The organism is Erwinia rhapontici (assembly GCF_020683125.1).
GTDB lineage: Bacteria > Pseudomonadota > Gammaproteobacteria > Enterobacterales > Enterobacteriaceae > Erwinia > Erwinia rhapontici.
This window is the reverse complement of sequence record NZ_CP085627.1, coordinates 2,134,011-2,150,485: the sequence shown is the minus strand read 5'-3', so window position 1 is coordinate 2,150,485 and position 16,475 is coordinate 2,134,011. Positions and strand designations below refer to the sequence as shown.

At 56.3% G+C, this 16,475-nt stretch carries 15 protein-coding genes; 11 read left to right on the top strand and 4 right to left on the bottom strand.

What is annotated here, in order from left to right; all coding sequences use genetic code 11:
- Positions 1-4 precede the first annotated feature (4 nt).
- The 5 genes from tagF to LJN55_RS10125 are packed head-to-tail and all read left to right on the top strand — an operon-like array spanning position 5 to position 5,108.
- Positions 5-703, top strand: a complete 699-nt coding sequence (gene tagF, locus LJN55_RS10145) for a type VI secretion system-associated protein TagF (RefSeq protein WP_159337236.1) — start codon at positions 5-7, stop codon at positions 701-703.
- 38 nt (positions 704-741) lie between these two features.
- Positions 742-1,914 carry a type VI secretion system-associated FHA domain protein TagH gene (tagH, locus tag LJN55_RS10140; RefSeq protein WP_227536189.1) on the top strand — a complete coding sequence of 391 codons (1,173 nt, stop codon included), beginning with the start codon at positions 742-744 and terminating at the stop codon, positions 1,912-1,914.
- Positions 1,911-2,687, top strand: a complete 777-nt coding sequence (locus LJN55_RS10135) for a PP2C family protein-serine/threonine phosphatase (protein WP_227536188.1) — start codon at positions 1,911-1,913, stop codon at positions 2,685-2,687. Before tagH ends, LJN55_RS10135 begins: the two co-directional genes overlap by 4 nt.
- A 14-nt stretch (positions 2,688-2,701) precedes the next feature.
- Positions 2,702-3,652, top strand: a complete 951-nt coding sequence (locus LJN55_RS10130) for a hypothetical protein (RefSeq protein ID WP_159337239.1) — start codon at positions 2,702-2,704, stop codon at positions 3,650-3,652.
- Between the two features lie 34 nt (positions 3,653-3,686).
- Positions 3,687-5,108: a serine/threonine protein kinase gene (locus tag LJN55_RS10125; protein ID WP_212816066.1), complete on the top strand. Its 1,422-nt coding sequence runs from the start codon at positions 3,687-3,689 to the stop codon at positions 5,106-5,108.
- A 68-nt stretch (positions 5,109-5,176) separates the two neighbouring features.
- Here LJN55_RS10125 and LJN55_RS10120 read toward each other — a convergent pair whose 3' ends face one another.
- The gene (locus tag LJN55_RS10120) at positions 5,177-5,854 is read right to left on the bottom strand and encodes a gamma-glutamylcyclotransferase (RefSeq protein WP_133845397.1); all 678 of its coding nucleotides are present in this window, start codon (positions 5,852-5,854) and stop codon (positions 5,177-5,179) included.
- A 289-nt stretch (positions 5,855-6,143) separates the two neighbouring features.
- Between LJN55_RS10120 and LJN55_RS10115 the strand changes: the two genes are divergently transcribed.
- The 5 genes from LJN55_RS10115 to LJN55_RS10095 all read left to right on the top strand — a co-directional run bounded on the left by LJN55_RS10115 (position 6,144) and on the right by LJN55_RS10095 (position 13,188).
- The gene (locus LJN55_RS10115) at positions 6,144-7,064 is read left to right on the top strand and encodes an aminoimidazole riboside kinase (RefSeq protein WP_227536187.1); all 921 of its coding nucleotides are present in this window, start codon (positions 6,144-6,146) and stop codon (positions 7,062-7,064) included.
- 734 nt (positions 7,065-7,798) lie between these two features.
- Positions 7,799-9,328: a carbohydrate porin gene (locus tag LJN55_RS10110; RefSeq protein ID WP_167864582.1), complete on the top strand. Its 1,530-nt coding sequence runs from the start codon at positions 7,799-7,801 to the stop codon at positions 9,326-9,328.
- A 32-nt stretch (positions 9,329-9,360) separates the two neighbouring features.
- Positions 9,361-10,734, top strand: a complete 1,374-nt coding sequence (locus LJN55_RS10105; RefSeq protein ID WP_133845479.1) for a sucrose-specific PTS transporter subunit IIBC — start codon at positions 9,361-9,363, stop codon at positions 10,732-10,734.
- Entirely contained in the window at positions 10,731-12,140 is a 1,410-nt protein-coding gene (locus LJN55_RS10100) for a sucrose-6-phosphate hydrolase (protein ID WP_227536186.1), read from the top strand. Before LJN55_RS10105 ends, LJN55_RS10100 begins: the two co-directional genes overlap by 4 nt.
- Positions 12,141-12,168: 28 nt before the next feature.
- Entirely contained in the window at positions 12,169-13,188 is a 1,020-nt protein-coding gene (locus tag LJN55_RS10095; RefSeq protein ID WP_227536185.1) for a substrate-binding domain-containing protein, read from the top strand.
- Positions 13,189-13,230: 42 nt separating this feature from the next.
- On the opposite strand, the gene chaB is transcribed toward LJN55_RS10095, so the two are convergent.
- The gene (gene chaB / locus LJN55_RS10090; RefSeq protein WP_159337243.1) at positions 13,231-13,458 is read right to left on the bottom strand and encodes a putative cation transport regulator ChaB; all 228 of its coding nucleotides are present in this window, start codon (positions 13,456-13,458) and stop codon (positions 13,231-13,233) included.
- Positions 13,459-13,851: 393 nt separating this feature from the next.
- Between chaB and chaA the strand changes: the two genes are divergently transcribed.
- On the top strand, positions 13,852-14,943 hold the full coding sequence (gene chaA / locus LJN55_RS10085) for a sodium-potassium/proton antiporter ChaA (RefSeq protein ID WP_133845408.1): 1,092 nt from the start codon (positions 13,852-13,854) through the stop codon (positions 14,941-14,943).
- Between the two features lie 141 nt (positions 14,944-15,084).
- On the opposite strand, the gene LJN55_RS10080 is transcribed toward chaA, so the two are convergent.
- Entirely contained in the window at positions 15,085-15,492 is a 408-nt protein-coding gene (locus tag LJN55_RS10080) for an META domain-containing protein (protein WP_159337244.1), read from the bottom strand.
- A gap of 122 nt (positions 15,493-15,614) precedes the next feature.
- Positions 15,615-16,469 carry a 3-deoxy-8-phosphooctulonate synthase gene (gene kdsA, locus LJN55_RS10075; RefSeq protein WP_133845412.1) on the bottom strand — a complete coding sequence of 285 codons (855 nt, stop codon included), beginning with the start codon at positions 16,467-16,469 and terminating at the stop codon, positions 15,615-15,617.
- Between the last annotated feature and the right edge of the window lie 6 nt (positions 16,470-16,475).

The following is a 16,475-nucleotide window of genomic DNA, read 5'->3' as shown; positions in this document are numbered from 1 at the left end:
CGTCATGGCAGTAAAAAATGACCTGGGATGGTATGGCAAGCTTCCAACGGCAGGCGACTTTTTACTGCGCCGGATGCCGCAGGCACTGATTGACAGTTGGTCGCACTGGTTTCAGCTTGGGCTGGCGCACTGGCATCACCATCATGACGGAACGACTGACCCGTTCAGCCGCGCGCCGATATGGAATTTCGCGCTGCCCGCCACCTTGGGCGTACAACGCGTGCAGATCGGCTGCATGATGCCGTCGCGCGACAGAGTCGGGCGCGCATGGCCGTTGCTGGTGATTCAGAGCGTGCCGGTAAAAGCCTGGCACCCGGCTCAGCTGTCCATCTCCGGGGAATGGTTCCAGGAGCTGGGCGCCACGATGAATCAGGCCATACAACAGATGCACTCCGCCGACTGGCTGGAACAGGCGCTGCGGGGCATCCCACCGCTGTCGTTACCGGACACCGGGCGCTCCGATATTATGGATGTGATTGGCTATCAGGATCTGCCGTGTACGCTGGCCTGGCGGGAAGTCGCCACGCGCTTTGACCCCTTACAGTACACGAGTTACTGGTGGACTAATCAGAGCGATGGCTATCCGCTTGCCAGCCATAAGCACAGCGGTAATTTGACCGCTCAGCTGTTTTCGCAGTTATTTCATCCGGCAGCCGGATCGCTGTCGGGCCGTCACGGGCTCTATCCGCCGATGTTTGAATAGAGTGATCAGGCCTTCGTGCCTCATTGCAGGAAAAACGCATGCGATTGACCATTTTGCAGAATCAGGCCGATGTTCCGGTAACCGCCTGTGATTTTTTGCCACCAGGCGGCACGATTGGCCGCAGCGTTGATAACGATCTGGTGCTGCCCGACCCTGACCGGGCAATCTCTCGTTTACAGGCGCTGGTGCATGTGGCGGCAAACGGCGACTGCCGTCTGACCAACCAGGGCAGTGTGATCGCGGTGATCCACAACGGCAGCGAACTGATGCGCGGCAGCCAGGTGATGCTTGATCACGGCGATACCTTAGCCATTGGCCCTTATCAGATTGATGTCAGCGACCCGCAGCGCGTTACGGTCCCCACAGAGCAACATATTGATCCGCTGTCGCTGTTTGCTGACGATGATGGCAGCAATGACGATCCCTTAAGAATGCATCACACCGCTGATGGCCTTATCGTGCCGCAGATGGAAAGCCTCACTGCCGAGGCGCTTGGGCTGCGATCGGCGCGCCAGACGGTGGCCCGGCTGGGCATCGATCCGGTCAGTCACGATGCGCCCGCTGGCGCTCATGACAGCAGTGCTGAGGGCTCGCGTGAACAGCGTCTGCTGGCCGCCCTGCTGGACGGTATGGGGCTGGATACCACGCTGGAGAAAACCCCACTAACTGAAGACCAGATGCGTACCACCGGGCGTATGCTGAGCCTGTTCTCACAGGGAACGGTTGCGTTGCTCTCGTCACGCTCGATCCTCAAACGCGGGGTCAAGGCTGAGATGACCATGATCCTTAATGAGGCGAATAATCCCTTTAAGATCCTCCCCTCCGGTAAAACCGTATTGATGCAGATTTACCAGAGCCAGATGCCAGGCTTTATGCCACCGGAGCAGGCAGTACGCGATGCGCTGGTCGATTTACAGGCCCACCAGTTGGGGATGATCGCCGGTATTCGCGCCATTATTGCCGCAATGTTGCAATCCTTTAATCCACAGCGGCTGGAAGATTTGGCCCGTCGCGATGGCGTGGTGCCACGTCTGGCGCTGAGCAGCACGAAGAAAGCGGCACTTTGGGACTATTTTATGCGCCACTATCAGCAGACCGCGGGGGAAATTGAGGATGACTTCCACACCCTGTTTGGTGAAGCATTCCTGCACGCTTACGATGTGGAAGTTAATCAATATAAAGATTCGCAAACTCCCCCGGAAGATGCATGAATATCAATTATTTTGCCACCAGCCAGATCGGCCAGCGTGAAAGCAATCAAGACACCACTGGCGCCCTGCTGGGGCAACACAGTGCCTGCTTTATGGTCTGCGATGGTGTGGCAGGAAGTGCGGGTGGCGAACTGGCCGCGCAGATTGCCCGCGATACCCTGCTTGGTCAGCTGGACGGCGAAGCGCCCCTGCACCCCGAGCATACGGCTACGCTGATAGACAATACCGAGCAAGCTATTCGCCATGTGCAGGAGATTAATCCGAATTTTCACCAGATGAGCACCACGCTGGCTGCGCTGTTTATTGACCGTGATGCCCTGCACGCCTGGTGGGTACATGCCGGGGACAGCAGGGTCTATCTCTTCCGTCGCGGGGTCGTCCATAGCGTCACCCGCGACCACAGTCTGGTACAGCAGTTGCAGGATGCAGGTTACGAAAATACGGGAATTAACAGTAATTTACTGTATAACGCCCTGGGTGCTGATACCGCGAGTCCGCATGGTTACAGCGAAGTGATGGCGCTGGAAGATGGTGACGCATTTTTAATTTGCACGGATGGTTTCTGGAGTAACCTGACGCCCGCCGAGATGGAGCAGGCGCTTCGTATGGTTAATTCCCCTGCCGAGTGGCTGGCGCTGATGCAAAAAGCCATCGACCGTAGCGCAAAAACAGATAATCTGAGCGCCGTGGCGGTATGGGTGGGTTCACCTCAAGAGACCACATTACTCTTTTCCATGGCGGATTCTGCCCGTTTTCTCCCGCCACGCGATTAACACCAAGGAATGCTATGAAATTTTGGTTGCCAGCTACATTGACTCTGTTGTTCGCCACCACGGCCCAGGCGGCAGACTATCGAGTGGTCTATTCCCCCAGCCTTGAGCTGGAAGTGTTTATCGATAATGTGACCAGCAACACGCCTGCGGCATGGTGCCAGGAGACGCTTAACCTGCGCATCGTTTCCGGTAAAAGTACCGAATCGGGCGTGCTGACCAGCTTCTTACCGCGCGTGGGAAATTTACTGCAAAATCAATGTGGCAAACTGCTGGAACTGCCCTGGCAGATGACCAATGGTAAAGGCACGGTTTTGGCGACCGGCACGGCGGCAAAAGAGCAGAGCTGGCGCCCTATTGTCACCGCGGATGCCACCGCGACGGCAACGGCCAGTAATGCCTCGCCACTCGATCTCTCGCAGCCGGCTAACGCCGAGCCGTTGCAGCATTTCGATCTTCCCGGCGGCTGCCATTTCCGCACCTGGTGGGATGATAACGGCCAGTCGCTGTTTATCCCTGACGATAAAACGATGAATTGCTCTACCGAAGGCTGGCTGGAAGGCTCGAGTACACTGACGCTGGCTCAGGGTAACTCGCGCGAACCGCTGGCCGTCAGTTTCTATCAGGGCTATCCGCTGACGCATCTGCATCCGAAGCCAGACTCCCTGGATGTGGTGGCAGTGAATAACCAGCGCCTGGTGCTGGCACGGCGCGATGCCCCTAACAGCTGGCTGGTGCTGCCCTTTAATAATAACCTGCATGTGTGGTCATTTGATGGTGCGCTACTGGTGAAAATGGACAAAGCGCAGGCCAGCGATGGGGCTGCATTGAAAGCAACGGTGGATGCCGTACGCAAAACCTGGTCAGGCATCATCGACGCAGGTGTGAAAGTGAATGTGCTGTTGGTGGATGACCTGCACGCCGACCTGGCCGACCCGGCGATTGGCGCCTGGCGCACCGTTAACTAAACCCCGTTTATCAGGACGCCAGGAGCGTTTCACTATGTCGGCAAACGAACAACAAAAAAATGTCCCGAACGCCCTCCCGGCGGGCTACCGTTTTAATGAGTTTGAAATCAAGGAAGTGATCGGTGGCGGCGGTTTCGGCATTGTGTATCGCGCCTGGGATCACCTGCTGGAACGGACGATTGCGATCAAAGAGTATCTGCCGGTGTCACTGGCCAGCCGCAACGATGATCTCGCCATCCAGCTGCGCGGCGAACGCTACCAGCGCTTATTTAACGCCGGACTGAACAGTTTTATCCAGGAAGCACGTCTGCTGGCACGGTTTAATCACCCGGGACTGCTGCACGTCCTGCGTTTCTGGGAAGAGAACGGCACCGCGTATATGGGGACGCTGTTTTACAGTGGGATGACGCTGAAAGAGTGGCAACAGGGCAGCCCGGAAAGCATTAACGAGGCATGGATACGCCAGCTGCTCCCGCCGCTGTTCGGTGCCATCAATACCCTCCACCGTGCTGGTTATCTGCACCGTGATATCTCGCTGGATAATATTCAGATTCAGGAAAATCAACTGCCGGTCTTGCTCGACTTCGGTTCGGCGCGCAAAGAGATCGGTAACCTTTCCGATGAAACGGAGATTATGCTGAAACCGGGTTATGCGCCGATTGAACAGTACAGCGAAGAAGGCGACAGCGATCAGGGTCCCTGGACCGATATCTATGCGCTGGGCGCCGTGCTGCATACGCTGATTACGGGCAATCCGCCGCCGGTCAGCGTGGTGCGCTGCATCGAAGATCACTACCAGCCGCTCAGCACATTACGCCCGGAAGGCTACTCCCTGTCGCTGCTCAATGCGATTGACCAGGCGTTACAGATGGACCCGCAACAGCGTCCGCAGTCCATTGATGACCTGGCCGCCCTGCTCGATTCTCCGGTGAGTGAAATGGGTGAACTGGTGAGTAACGTGGTGGTGCCGCAAGAAGAACCGCCACAGTTACCCGACCCCGAACCCGTTGCGCTGGCGGTTAATCCTGCTGCGGGCACCATGGAGCCGGTTATGGCCCCGCGCGTGGCTAAACGCCTGTCGCGGCCGTTGATGTTACTCAGCGGCCTGGCGGTCATCGCGGTAGCGGCCCTGGTGTGGGGACTGAATCGTGGCGATAATGTGGCACCCGAGCATTCTGCTGCCGCCAGCAATACCACCGGCAGCGTTACCGCCGCCGTGCAAACACCTGCCGCCAGCGCGCCGGCAATGGCAACCGTCTACCTGAAACTGAGCGGTAACGACTCTCTGCTGCTGAACGGCAGCGTGATGGAGGTCAAGCCTAACAACAGCGGTTACGCGTCCTTGAACCTGGCGGCGGGGGATTATCATCTGGAAGTGCGTACATCAACCGGTGTTCACAGTCAGCAGCTGAAGATTGATCATGCAGGCACCTGGTTAATTAACCCGGGCCGCTAGTTCTGCGAGATCGATGCCCACACGGGATACACGTTTGACGTTATTCCGTGTGGGCCATCGCGATGCGGTTATCCCACCAATCCATTGTGGCACTGCTGTAATTCACGCACACGCTGCACCAGATCTGTCAGACAGTCGTCATGCATCCCCCGCTGCTTCAGCTCTGTTTCCAGCGAAAACAGATACTGCGCGTTAGTACCCAATGGCCCTTTCGCTTGTGCGATCAAAGGCGCGATGGTTTTCGGGCAGGAGTCCGGCTCATACAGAGCGTGACGCGGGTCCATCACAAACACCAGTGCGGTTACCGTGCGCCCGTCATCCAGCGCCATGTCACACCAGGTCGGCAGATAACAGCCGGTGATCATCTCACGCTTCCACAGCAGTTCCAGCTCTTCGTGCAGCTTTTCCTCGGGCAGGCAGAATGCCAGTCCGGTGGTTTGTCCGCCCTCTTTCAGCGCCAGCATACGTCCTGGCTGGCTGGCGGTGCCGCGCCCGGCGGTCAGCCGCAGACAGAACGCCCGGTGCCAGCCTTTCAGCGTACCGGCAGCGACTTCATCCGCTTCAAATACCGGGTTCCACATCAGGGAGCCGTAGCCAAAAATCCATACCGGGCTATGATCGGGGCGACAGGCAAGCGCCGCCGCCAGCGAAGCAGCCCGTTGTTCACTGGTCCACAACAATGACTCTTCGATATCGCCAAAAGCCGTTTTACAATCGGCCTGTAACAGGAAATCTCTTGTTAACATTGCACCTCCAACACCCTGGCTTGACGTCCACGCTGTCCTGACTGCTTCCGTGAATTGTCTCGTTTTCAGCAACATCTGAATGCTACTAACGACCTTATGCATTTCCGCGTACGCAATCAAGTTTGAAGGCGATCACAAAAGAAAAAAGTTTCACTTAAGGTGATCGGCAGCCAGAGGAAAATCTTTACGCCTTCTCTCACCCAACCCTCGTCAAAACGATAAAAGAATTTTGATTTTTTTGCTAAACCAGTTTAGCTTTTCGTCAGATAACCACTTCAGGATAATGACAATGAGCAAGAAAATTTGGGTACTGGGCGATGCGGTAGTAGACCTCCTGCCCGAGGGGGAAACACATTTGCTGAAGTGCCCCGGCGGTGCCCCTGCCAATGTGGCCGTGGGTATTGCCCGCCTTGGCGGCCACAGCGCCTTTATCGGCTGCGTTGGCGATGACCCCTTTGGTGAATTCCTGCAACAGACCCTGCACCATGAAAACGTGAATATCGACTGGATGTACCGCGCCCCGGGTCAGCGTACCTCGACGGTACTGGTCAGTCTGGATGCTGAGGGAGAACGCCAGTTTACGTTTATGGTGCGTCCTGCGGCTGACCTGTTTCTCAGTGCCGACCGTTTGCCTCCTTTCCATGCCGGTGAAGGGCTGCATTTATGCTCCATCGCCCTGAGTGCAGAACCCTCACGCAGCGCGGCGATGCAGGCGATGCGCGCGATAAAAATGGCTGGAGGATGGGTCAGTTTCGATCCGAATCTACGCGATGATTTATGGTCAGACCCTGTGGAAATGGCCGCTGTACTGGCCGATGCCTTCGCGCTGGCCGATATTATCAAGCTGTCAGAAGATGAGCTTTGCGCACTGACGACGTGTCGCGACATGGCGGCTGGCATCGATCGCTTCACTCTACAGTATCAACCTTCACTGCTGCTGGTGACCTGCGGCAGCCAGGGTGTGTACCTGTGGCAGGCCGGGTCTGTTCAACACGTGGCTGCCCCGCGTGTTGAGGTGGTGGATACCACCGGTGCGGGCGACGCGTTTGTCGCCGGGCTGTTGGCTGCGCTGGCGACCGAAGCGCATCCGCTGGTACCTGAGCGGCTTGATGATGCCATTCAACAGGCACAGCGCAGTGGTGCGGCGGCGACGACCGCCAAAGGGGCGATGACCGCCCTGCCTTATGCTGGTGATCTTATGAAATTTTAGCGGGCAACCTGAAAGGCAAGGTCTTAAGGTCAAGGTCTTAAGGTCAAGGGCGTTTCGCTTTCCCGCTGCGCGGGCTGAGCGACAAGGGGCGGCCAGTCGCCGCCGCCCCTTGACCCCGGGCTTGCGGCAGGCGCCGCGCCCGCTTCCAGCGGGTGCCTTCGCAAGTTCCGTTCACCGACGGACCGCTCGTGACGGCACTTCCCTGTGCCGGCCCGAGCTTTCACCGCCGTCCTGGCGGTTCATCCTGGTTCACATCACTTCCTCAGCGCAGCTTAATTGCCGCCTCAACATCAAACCCCAGGTCAAACCCTAAAACCCAAATTTTTTTTTAAAAAAATGACCAAAAACCCAGAAAGGCTTTTTGTGTCTGGTCTGTCTGACTTGTCTTTGATTGTTCTTTTGACCTGGCCGTTGACCTTTTGAGCGGCAATTAAGCCTCGCCGAAGGAGAGCGGATTTCCAGGACGAGCCGACAGGACGTCGGCGAGAGGGTGTGCCGGGACAGGGATGTCCCGTCACGCCCGTTCCGGCAGGAAAACCGACCGACTGAGAGAACCCGCTTTAGCGGGCGATGCGCCTGCCGCAAGCCCCCCAACACACGCTAAACTGCCAACCCGATCACACTTCCTAAACCGGGTTAGCCAATGTGATTGAAATACATAATCCGCTTCGCTTACTCTCTGCATCGAACCGGTTTAGCAAAAAAACAAAACAATCACACTGGGAACCGTGCAAATGATCAAACCTCGTATTCTGGCGACCGCCATTGGCCTCGCTTTAGCCGTACCGACATTCAGCTTCGCCGCACCCACGTTGACCAGCCTGGAAGAGCGACTGATGGCAATGGAGCAGCGTCTGCAAAAAGCCGAAGATCGTGCCACGATCGCGGAAAATCGTGCCGAGACAGCAGAGAAAAAAATCGTCCGCCTGGAAACACAGCAACAGAAACAGCCCGCCGCCCTGCCTGTGGCGGCCAGCGCCCCCGCTCCGGCCACCACCGCCGCGACCACCAGCACCAGCAATTTCGCTGACGGTTTCGAATTCCACGGCTATGCACGTTCCGGTCTGATCATGAATGATTCCGCAGCGGGAACGCAAAGTGGCCCCTATCTGACGCCCGCCGGGGACACTGGCGGTGCCGTTGGGCGACTGGGTAACGAAAACAACACCTACGTTGAGCTGAACTTTGAACACAAGCAGCAGCTTGCCAACGGTGCCACCACCCGCTTCAAAGCGATGCTGGCCGACGGTCAGCGGGATTATAACGACTGGACAGGCAGTACCAGCGAACTGAACATTCGTCAGGCGTTTGTTGAACTGGGCAATTTACCGGAATTCACCGGTGTGTTTGACCAGAGCACGCTGTGGGCGGGTAAACGCTTTGACCGCGATAACTTCGATATTCACTGGCTTGACTCGGATGTGGTGTTCCTTGCCGGCACCGGGGGCGGGATCTATGACGTCCAGTGGGCAGATGGCCTGAAGAGTAACTTCTCGCTGTACGGGCGTAATTTCGGCGATATTGAAGCGATTGATAACACCATTCAGAACTACATTGTCACCAGCAATAACTTTGCCGGTCCATTCCAGCTGATGGTAAGCGGGCTGCGGGCAAAAGATAACGATGAGCGCCTGAATCCGAGCCGCGAGAATGACAATGCCGGTGACAGCGGTGTTCACGCTATGCTGGCACTGCACAACGACAGTTTCTGGGGCCTGCGCGAAGGATCGGCGAAAACCGCCCTGCTGTATGGTCGCGGGCTCGGGGCCGAAGTGAAAGGCATCGGCTCTGACGGCAATCTGACCCAGCAGGCAGAAACCTGGCGCCTCGCCAGCTACGGCGTCACGCCGCTGAATAAAACATGGAGTTTTGCCCCGGCCGTGCTGGCGCAAACCAGCAGCGATCGTTATGCCGCCGGTGACCACTATCGCTGGGCCACGCTCAATGCGCGTTTGATCCAGGAGATTAACCAAAACTTTGCCCTCGCTTACGAAGGCAGCTATCAGTATATGGACCTCGATCCGCAAGGCTATAAAGATCGTCAGGCAGTATCCGGCAGTTTCTGGAAACTCACCGTTGCCCCCACCTTTAAAGTGGCTGATATCGGTGATTTCTTTACCCGTCCGGAGATCCGCCTCTTCGCCAGCTGGATGGACTGGAACAGCTCGCTTGATCGCTATGCCAGCGACGATTCATTCGGCAGCAGCGGCTTCAGCGCAGGCGGCGAATGGAACTTCGGTGTGCAGATGGAAACCTGGTTCTGATGACCTCATCACAATAAATAGAAGGTGACATGATGGATTTTGAAAAAATTGCCCGGGAACTGCTGCCGTTACTCGGTGGTCGGGAAAATATAGCCAGCGCTGCGCACTGCGCCACGCGTCTGCGGCTGGTGATGGTCGATGATGAGTTAGTGCAGAAAGACGCCATTGAGGCGCTGGAAGGGGTGAAAGGCTGCTTCCGCAACGCCGGACAGATGCAGGTGATCTTCGGCAGCGGCATCGTTAACAAAGTCCACGCCGCTTTTGTGAAGGAAGCCGGGATTAACGAGTCCAGCAAGAGCGAAGCGGCCGATATCGCGGCACAGAAGCTGAATCCGTTCCAGCGGATTGCCCGGGTATTATCGAATATTTTTGTGCCGATTATTCCGGCGATCGTCGCTTCAGGCCTGCTGATGGGTCTGCTGGGGATGGTGAAAACCTACGGCTGGGTAGATGCCGGTAGCGCGCTGTTTATCATGCTGGATATGTGCAGCTCGGCAGCCTTTATCATTCTGCCCATCCTGATCGGCTTTACCGCCGCCCGTGAGTTTGGCGGCAACCCCTATCTGGGTGCCACGCTGGGTGGCATCCTCACGCACCCGGCACTGACCAATGCCTGGGGCGTTGCCAGCGGTTTCCATACCATGAATTTCTTTGGGCTGGAGATTGCGATGATCGGCTATCAGGGAACGGTATTCCCGGTGCTGCTGGCCGTGTGGTTTATGAGCCACTGCGAAAAGCGTCTGCGCCGGGTGATCCCGGATGCGCTGGATATAATCCTCACACCGTTCCTGACCGTGATTATCTCCGGCTTTATCGCCCTGCTGATCATTGGCCCGGCAGGACGTATGCTGGGGGATGGCATTTCACTGGTTCTCAGTACGCTGATCGCCCATGCGGGCTGGCTGGCCGGATTGCTGTTTGGTGGTCTTTATTCGGTGATTGTCATCACCGGCATCCACCACAGTTTCCATGCCATCGAGGCCGGATTACTCGGCAACCCGTCGATTGGCGTCAATTTCCTGTTACCGATCTGGTCCATGGCGAACGTGGCGCAGGGAGGGGCCTGCCTGGCGGTGTGGTTTAAAACCCGTGATATCAAAGTGCGCAGTATCGTACTGCCCTCCGCCTTTTCGGCGATGCTGGGCATTACCGAAGCCGCCATTTTCGGGGTGAACCTGCGCTATATTAAGCCGTTTATCGCCGGACTGGTGGGTGGCGCGCTCGGCGGTGCCTGGGTTGTGACGATGCACGTGAATATGACCGCCGTAGGGCTAACCGCACTGCCTGGCATGGCGATTGTGCAGGCCAGTTCAATGCTCAATTATCTCATCGGCATGGTTATCGCCTTCGGCACGGCGTTTGTCCTGTCACTGCTGTTGAAAATCAAATTTGAGGTGAAAGCATGAGTGAAGCCCACCTGCTCAAACAGGCATTGCGGGCGGTCCTCTCCGGCCAGCAGCGTGCGGCAGCCGATCATCATCGACCGGCGTGGCATCTTGCCCCGCCGGTCGGGTTAATGAACGACCCGAACGGATTTATCCACTTCAATCAGCGTTACGTACTGTGCTATCAGTGGAACCCACTGGCCTGCGCGCATGGCGCCAAGTTCTGGGGCCAGTGGAGTTCGGCGGATTTGGTCAACTGGCGGCATGAACCGCTGGCGCTGGCGCCTTCCGAATCCTATGAAAGCCACGGCTGTTACTCCGGCAGCGCGGTCGATAACCAGGGGGTGATGACGCTGCTCTACACCGGAAACGTCAAGTTTGACGATGGCAGCCGCACCGCCTGGCAGTGCCTGGCCACGCGTGACGAACAGGGTGAATTCCATAAGCATGGCCCGGTGCTGGCCTTACCGGAAGGCTACACTGGCCACGTCCGTGACCCGAAAGTCTGGCAGCACGACGGCCTGTGGTACATGGTGCTGGGTGCACAGGATCTGGCGTTGCAGGGCAAGGTTCTGCTGTTCCGTTCCCCCGATCTGCATCAGTGGACATCGCTGGGTGAAATTGCCGGAAGCCACGTGAACGGGCTGGGCGAGTTCGGCTATATGTGGGAGTGCCCTGACCTGTTTGAACTGGATGGCCGCAGCGTGCTGGTGGTTTGCCCGCAGGGGCTGCCGTCTGAAGAGTGGCGCTGGCGTAATACCTTCCAGAGTGGCTATTTCTGCGGTTCCTTCGACTACAACACCCATCAGTTCCGTCATGATGAGTTCCACGAGCTTGACCTGGGGTTTGAGTTTTACGCACCGCAAACCTGCCTCAGCGACGACGGTCGCCGTCTGCTGATTGGCTGGATGGGGATCCCTGACGGCGATGAGTTCTTCCAGCCCACACAGGCAAATGGCTGGATGCATATCATGACCTGTCCGCGTGAGCTGACGCTACAAGGTGACCGGTTGTATCAGCAGCCCGCCCGTGAACTGCAACAGCTGCGCGGTGAAGAGACCCAGTGTACGGGCAGCGCGCAAACGCTGCCTGCCCTGCCCGTTAACAGCGCCGAGCTGTCGCTGACCGTTAGCGGCGCCTGTGAACTTGATTTCGCGGGGGAATTACACCTGGCGATCCATGCTCAGGGCGTGACGCTGCGGCGCAACAATCTGCGCAGCGGTGAATCCGAAGAACGTCACTGGCGGGGTGAGGTGCGTACGCTGCGCTTGATGTGCGATCGCTCCAGCGTAGAAATCTTCATTAACGAGGGGGAAGCCGTCATGTCGTCACGCTATTTCCCGTCCGCAAACCCTGAGTTGCATTTTAGCGGCACGGGAGAGATCGGGCTGCGTCACTGGAGCTTGCAGCAATGCATGATAGAATAAGCCGATGAGCCCTCACACGTAAGCCACTGTGACTAAAAACAAACGTATCACGATTAACGATATTGCCCGGCTGGCGGGCGTTTCTAAATCTACCGCCAGTCTGGTCCTCAATGGCCGTGGGAAAGAGCTGCGCGTGGCCGAAACGACACGTGAACGCGTGCTGGAGATCGCCCGTCAGCAGCATTATCAGCCAAGTATCCACGCACGCGCCCTCAACTCTGCCCGCAGCAACACCATCGGGCTGGTCGTACCGGAAATGACCAACCAGGGGTTTGCCCGTTTCTCTCACGAACTCGAGATGCTGTGCCGTGATGCAGGTTTACAGCTGCTGATCGCCTGCACGGCAGAAAATGCCAGCCAGGAAACGCTGGCGGTCAATAACCTGATCCAGCGCCAGGTCGACGCCCTGATTGTCGCCTCAAGTCAGCTAAACGATACCGAGTACCAGAAAATTAACCAGCAGCTGCCAGTGGTGCTTTTTGACCGTCATCTGGGCGAGTCCACGCTGCCGCTGGTGATCACCGATGCGACCGGCCCCACCGCCACGCTGATGGAAGCGGTCGCACGCGAAGGGTATGACGAGATTTATTTCTTTGGTGGCCAGCCGCGCATTTCTCCCACCCGCGATCGCCTGGCCGGGTTCCGTCTCGGGCTGGAGCGTGCGGGAGTCGAGGTGAAACCGGAATGGATTATGCACGGTCATTATCATGCCAGCTCTGGCTATGAGTTATTTGCAGAACTCTATTCACGGCTGGGACGTGTGCCTCAGGCGCTGTTCTGTGCCGCCTGCGGGCTTCAGGAAGGCGTACTGCGCTACCTCAGCCAGCATGACTTGCTGAACACGCCGATGCACCTGAGCAGCTTCGACGACCACTATCTGTATGATGCGTTATCGGTACGTATTGATACCGTTGCCCAGGATGAGCGGCTGCTGGCCTGGAACTGCTTTGAGATGGTGACGCAGCTGATTGACGAGCAGACGCCAGAGGTCACCCAGCGCTGGCTGCCGGCGCGCCTGAAATGGCGGCGGGCAATCGCCGCAGGCTGAGCCACAGCATCCGGGCGTTCACCTCACCGCTGCAACGCCTGGTCATTTCTTATGCCACTTGTCGTCATCGCCCTTCTGATACTGGTGCTTCACAGCCGCCCACGCGACTTTATGCGCCACCTCTTCACGTGAGTCATCGCCGCGCCTGTCCTCTTTATCTTTATACTGCTCCCAGGCGCTGTTGAAGGCTTCCAGATAGATATCCTGGGCATGCGCAGGCAGAACATGTCTGACACTGTCGGGTAACGCACTGCGATTATTATAGGGCATGTTTTATCTCCTTTCAGGGCCTCTGATAAGCCTGGTACAAGCAGAATATTTTTCCAGCAGGGTCTTTACGGCTCATTAAGAAGATATCGCTACAAAATGCATTATTTACCCTATGATCACATCAAATAACGCCACCTTAATGCCCTTAAAAATTTTATGGAGATAATAAACTCAATGTACTTTCATTGAGATAGAATCTAAACAGCAATAAATACACGCTACGAGATAATTATTAAGTCAAACCGTAAAACCGCGTAAATATCTTAAAGGCCAGTGCAAAAAAAGGTTATACTTTCGCCACTTGTCTTTCATATTGTCAGACTATGTTTAATAGGCCTGTGGCGATCGTCGCCAATTTCAGGCCAACAGGATACAGATAAGGAGCGTTTGCCTATGAGTGCGCACGAGAGCAGTAAAACCCGCCACACCGAGTATTCCCTTACCTTCCCTGTCATCGCTCTGATTATTTTGTGGTTCTGGGGCACAACAGATTCCCTGCCACTGGTCATCGGCATTAACCTGATAGCCCTTGTTGCCATCCTCAGCAGCGCCTTCAGCGTGGTACGTCATGCGGACGTACTGGCACATCGTCTGGGCGAACCTTACGGCTCGCTGATCCTGAGCCTTTCCGTTGTTATTCTTGAAGTGAGTCTGATATCCGCGCTGATGGCGACCGGCGACGCTGCCCCGGCACTGATGCGCGATACCCTCTACTCCATCATTATGATTGTGACCTGTGGCCTGGTGGGCTTTGCCCTGTTGCTGGGGGGGCGTAAATTCGCCACGCAGTATGTGAATCTGGCCGGGGTCAAACAGTATCTTATCGCGATTTTTCCGCTTGGCATTATTGTACTGGTGTTTCCGAATGCCCTGCCCGGCGGTAACTTTTCCATTGGACAGGCGCTGCTGGTTTCCGGGATTTCAGCCGCGATGTACTGGGTATTCCTGCTGATTCAGACCAAAACACATCAGAGTCTGTTTGTTTATGAGCATGAAGATGAAGGCGATGATCCGCATCATGGCAAGCCATCGGCGCATTCCAGCACCTGGCACACCGTCTGGTTGCTGGTGCATCTGGTCGCGGTGATTGCCGTCACTAAGATGAATGCGAATACGCTGGAGTCATTGCTGACCGAGGTGAAAGCACCGGAACAGTTCACCGGCTTCCTGGTGGCGTTACTGATCCTCTCACCGGAAGGATTGGGGGCGATTAAAGCGGTGCTGGCAAACCAGGTGCAGCGCGCAATGAACCTGTTCTTCGGGTCCGTGCTGGCGACAATTTCACTGACAGTGCCTGCGGTGACGCTGATAGCGACCCTGACAGGGCAGCAGCTGATCTTTGGTCTTGAACCACCGCAGATGGTGGTGATGATTGCCGCGCTGTTGCTGTGTCAGATTTCGTTTTCGACCGGACGCACGAATGTGTTGAATGGCGCCGCCCATCTGGCGTTGTTCATTGCCTATCTGATGACGATAATGCTGTAAATTTGCGCGGGTAGATCGTGCTGTGCTGGCCGACCGGAACAGAAAAGCGGTGAGTGAGCAGACGGTCTGTCATTCCTGTAGGGGTCGACCTTTTTTACGGTCGACCCGTGCTGATGATGTGCAACACGGGTCAGGTCCGCGTTACTGCGCGGTATACTCCAGCGTATGACCACTTCCCGTCAGCGTCAGCGTTTGCTCAGTCAATTTCACCTCTGCCCCTTTCGTCAGCACCACCGATAACGTCTGTTCCCACTGATTGAGCTGTGGGTCGCTGCACATCATTTTCGTCGAGGCCAGCATGGGTACAGTCAGTCGCCCCTGCTCCAGATGCCCCTGCCCGAAGAAACGATTACACATCACACCGCTGACCCGGAGACTGTCATTAAACCCGATCCCCGGTTTCATCCCTTCATGAGATTTTACGCTCTGACCATCAACAGCACTGAGCGCAAACAGACGGTTTGCTAACTGTCCGGCATCAGAGTGTGGGGTCTGGCTGCAACCATTGAGCGCAATCGCACCCAATAGCAAAACAAACGTTTTTTTCATAGGAACTCCTTTTTATGTACTTTCCATTGTAGGTCAAAAACACTGTAGATTCAGGCGGGTTGAAGAATACTTCGCAGAGAAAACGAGCCAGTTTTCTGGCTCGTTTTGAGGATCAAACAAACTTAGTTGCTGGTATCGAGTTCAGCGAAGCTTTTCACCAAATCATCAATCGCTTTCATCTGAACCAGGAAAGGCTCCAGTTTATCCAGCGGCAGTGCAGACGGGCCGTCGCACTTAGCGTTTGCCGGGTCCGGGTGGGCTTCAATAAACAGACCAGCAATGCCCACTGCCATACCCGCACGTGCCAGCTCAGATACCTGCGCGCGACGACCACTGGACGCACTGCCCATCGGGTCACGGCACTGCAATGCGTGGGTCACGTCGAAGATCACCGGGCTACCGTTAGAGACCTGCTTCATCACATTGAAGCCCAGCATGTCGACCACCAGGTTGTCATAACCGAAGTTAGCACCGCGATCGCACAGGATCACTTTGTCGTTACCGCCTTCAGCGAATTTATCAACGATGTTGCCCATCTGGCCTGGGCTGACGAACTGAGGTTTCTTCACGTTGATCACCGCACCGGTTTTCGCCATCGCTTCAACCAGGTCGGTCTGACGTGCGAGGAAGGCCGGTAACTGAATCACATCCACCACATCGGCCACGGCCTGCGCCTGGCTGGCTTCATGGACGTCGGTGATAATTTTCACGCCGAAAGCCTGTTTGATTTCCTGGAAGATTTTCATGCCTTCTTCCAGGCCCGGGCCACGATACGAATGAATGGAAGAGCGGTTAGCTTTATCAAATGAGGCTTTGAACACATAAGGAATGCCCAGTTTCTGGGTCACAGTGACGTAGTGCTCACAAATGCGCATCGCCAAATCACGCGACTCCAGCACGTTCATACCACCAAACAGGACGAACGGCAGATCGTTAGCGACCTTGATATCACCAATGTTAACCACTTTTTGTTTCATGTCTTC

Excerpts from the sequence above, each read along its gene's own strand:
- tagF (WP_159337236.1), top strand. The coding sequence starts at position 5 with ATGGCAGTAAAAAATGACCTGGGATGGTATGGCAAGCTTCCAACGGCA.
- tagH (WP_227536189.1), top strand. The coding sequence starts at position 742 with ATGCGATTGACCATTTTGCAGAATCAGGCCGATGTTCCGGTAACCGCC.
- LJN55_RS10135 (WP_227536188.1), top strand. The coding sequence starts at position 1,911 with ATGAATATCAATTATTTTGCCACCAGCCAGATCGGCCAGCGTGAAAGC.
- LJN55_RS10130 (WP_159337239.1), top strand. The coding sequence starts at position 2,702 with ATGAAATTTTGGTTGCCAGCTACATTGACTCTGTTGTTCGCCACCACG.
- LJN55_RS10125 (WP_212816066.1), top strand. The coding sequence starts at position 3,687 with ATGTCGGCAAACGAACAACAAAAAAATGTCCCGAACGCCCTCCCGGCG.
- LJN55_RS10120 (WP_133845397.1), bottom strand. The coding sequence starts at position 5,854 with ATGTTAACAAGAGATTTCCTGTTACAGGCCGATTGTAAAACGGCTTTT.
- LJN55_RS10115 (WP_227536187.1), top strand. The coding sequence starts at position 6,144 with ATGAGCAAGAAAATTTGGGTACTGGGCGATGCGGTAGTAGACCTCCTG.
- LJN55_RS10110 (WP_167864582.1), top strand. The coding sequence starts at position 7,799 with ATGATCAAACCTCGTATTCTGGCGACCGCCATTGGCCTCGCTTTAGCC.
- LJN55_RS10105 (WP_133845479.1), top strand. The coding sequence starts at position 9,361 with ATGGATTTTGAAAAAATTGCCCGGGAACTGCTGCCGTTACTCGGTGGT.
- LJN55_RS10100 (WP_227536186.1), top strand. The coding sequence starts at position 10,731 with ATGAGTGAAGCCCACCTGCTCAAACAGGCATTGCGGGCGGTCCTCTCC.
- chaB (WP_159337243.1), bottom strand. The coding sequence starts at position 13,458 with ATGCCCTATAATAATCGCAGTGCGTTACCCGACAGTGTCAGACATGTT.
- chaA (WP_133845408.1), top strand. The coding sequence starts at position 13,852 with ATGAGTGCGCACGAGAGCAGTAAAACCCGCCACACCGAGTATTCCCTT.
- LJN55_RS10080 (WP_159337244.1), bottom strand. The coding sequence starts at position 15,492 with ATGAAAAAAACGTTTGTTTTGCTATTGGGTGCGATTGCGCTCAATGGT.
- kdsA (WP_133845412.1), bottom strand. The coding sequence starts at position 16,469 with ATGAAACAAAAAGTGGTTAACATTGGTGATATCAAGGTCGCTAACGAT.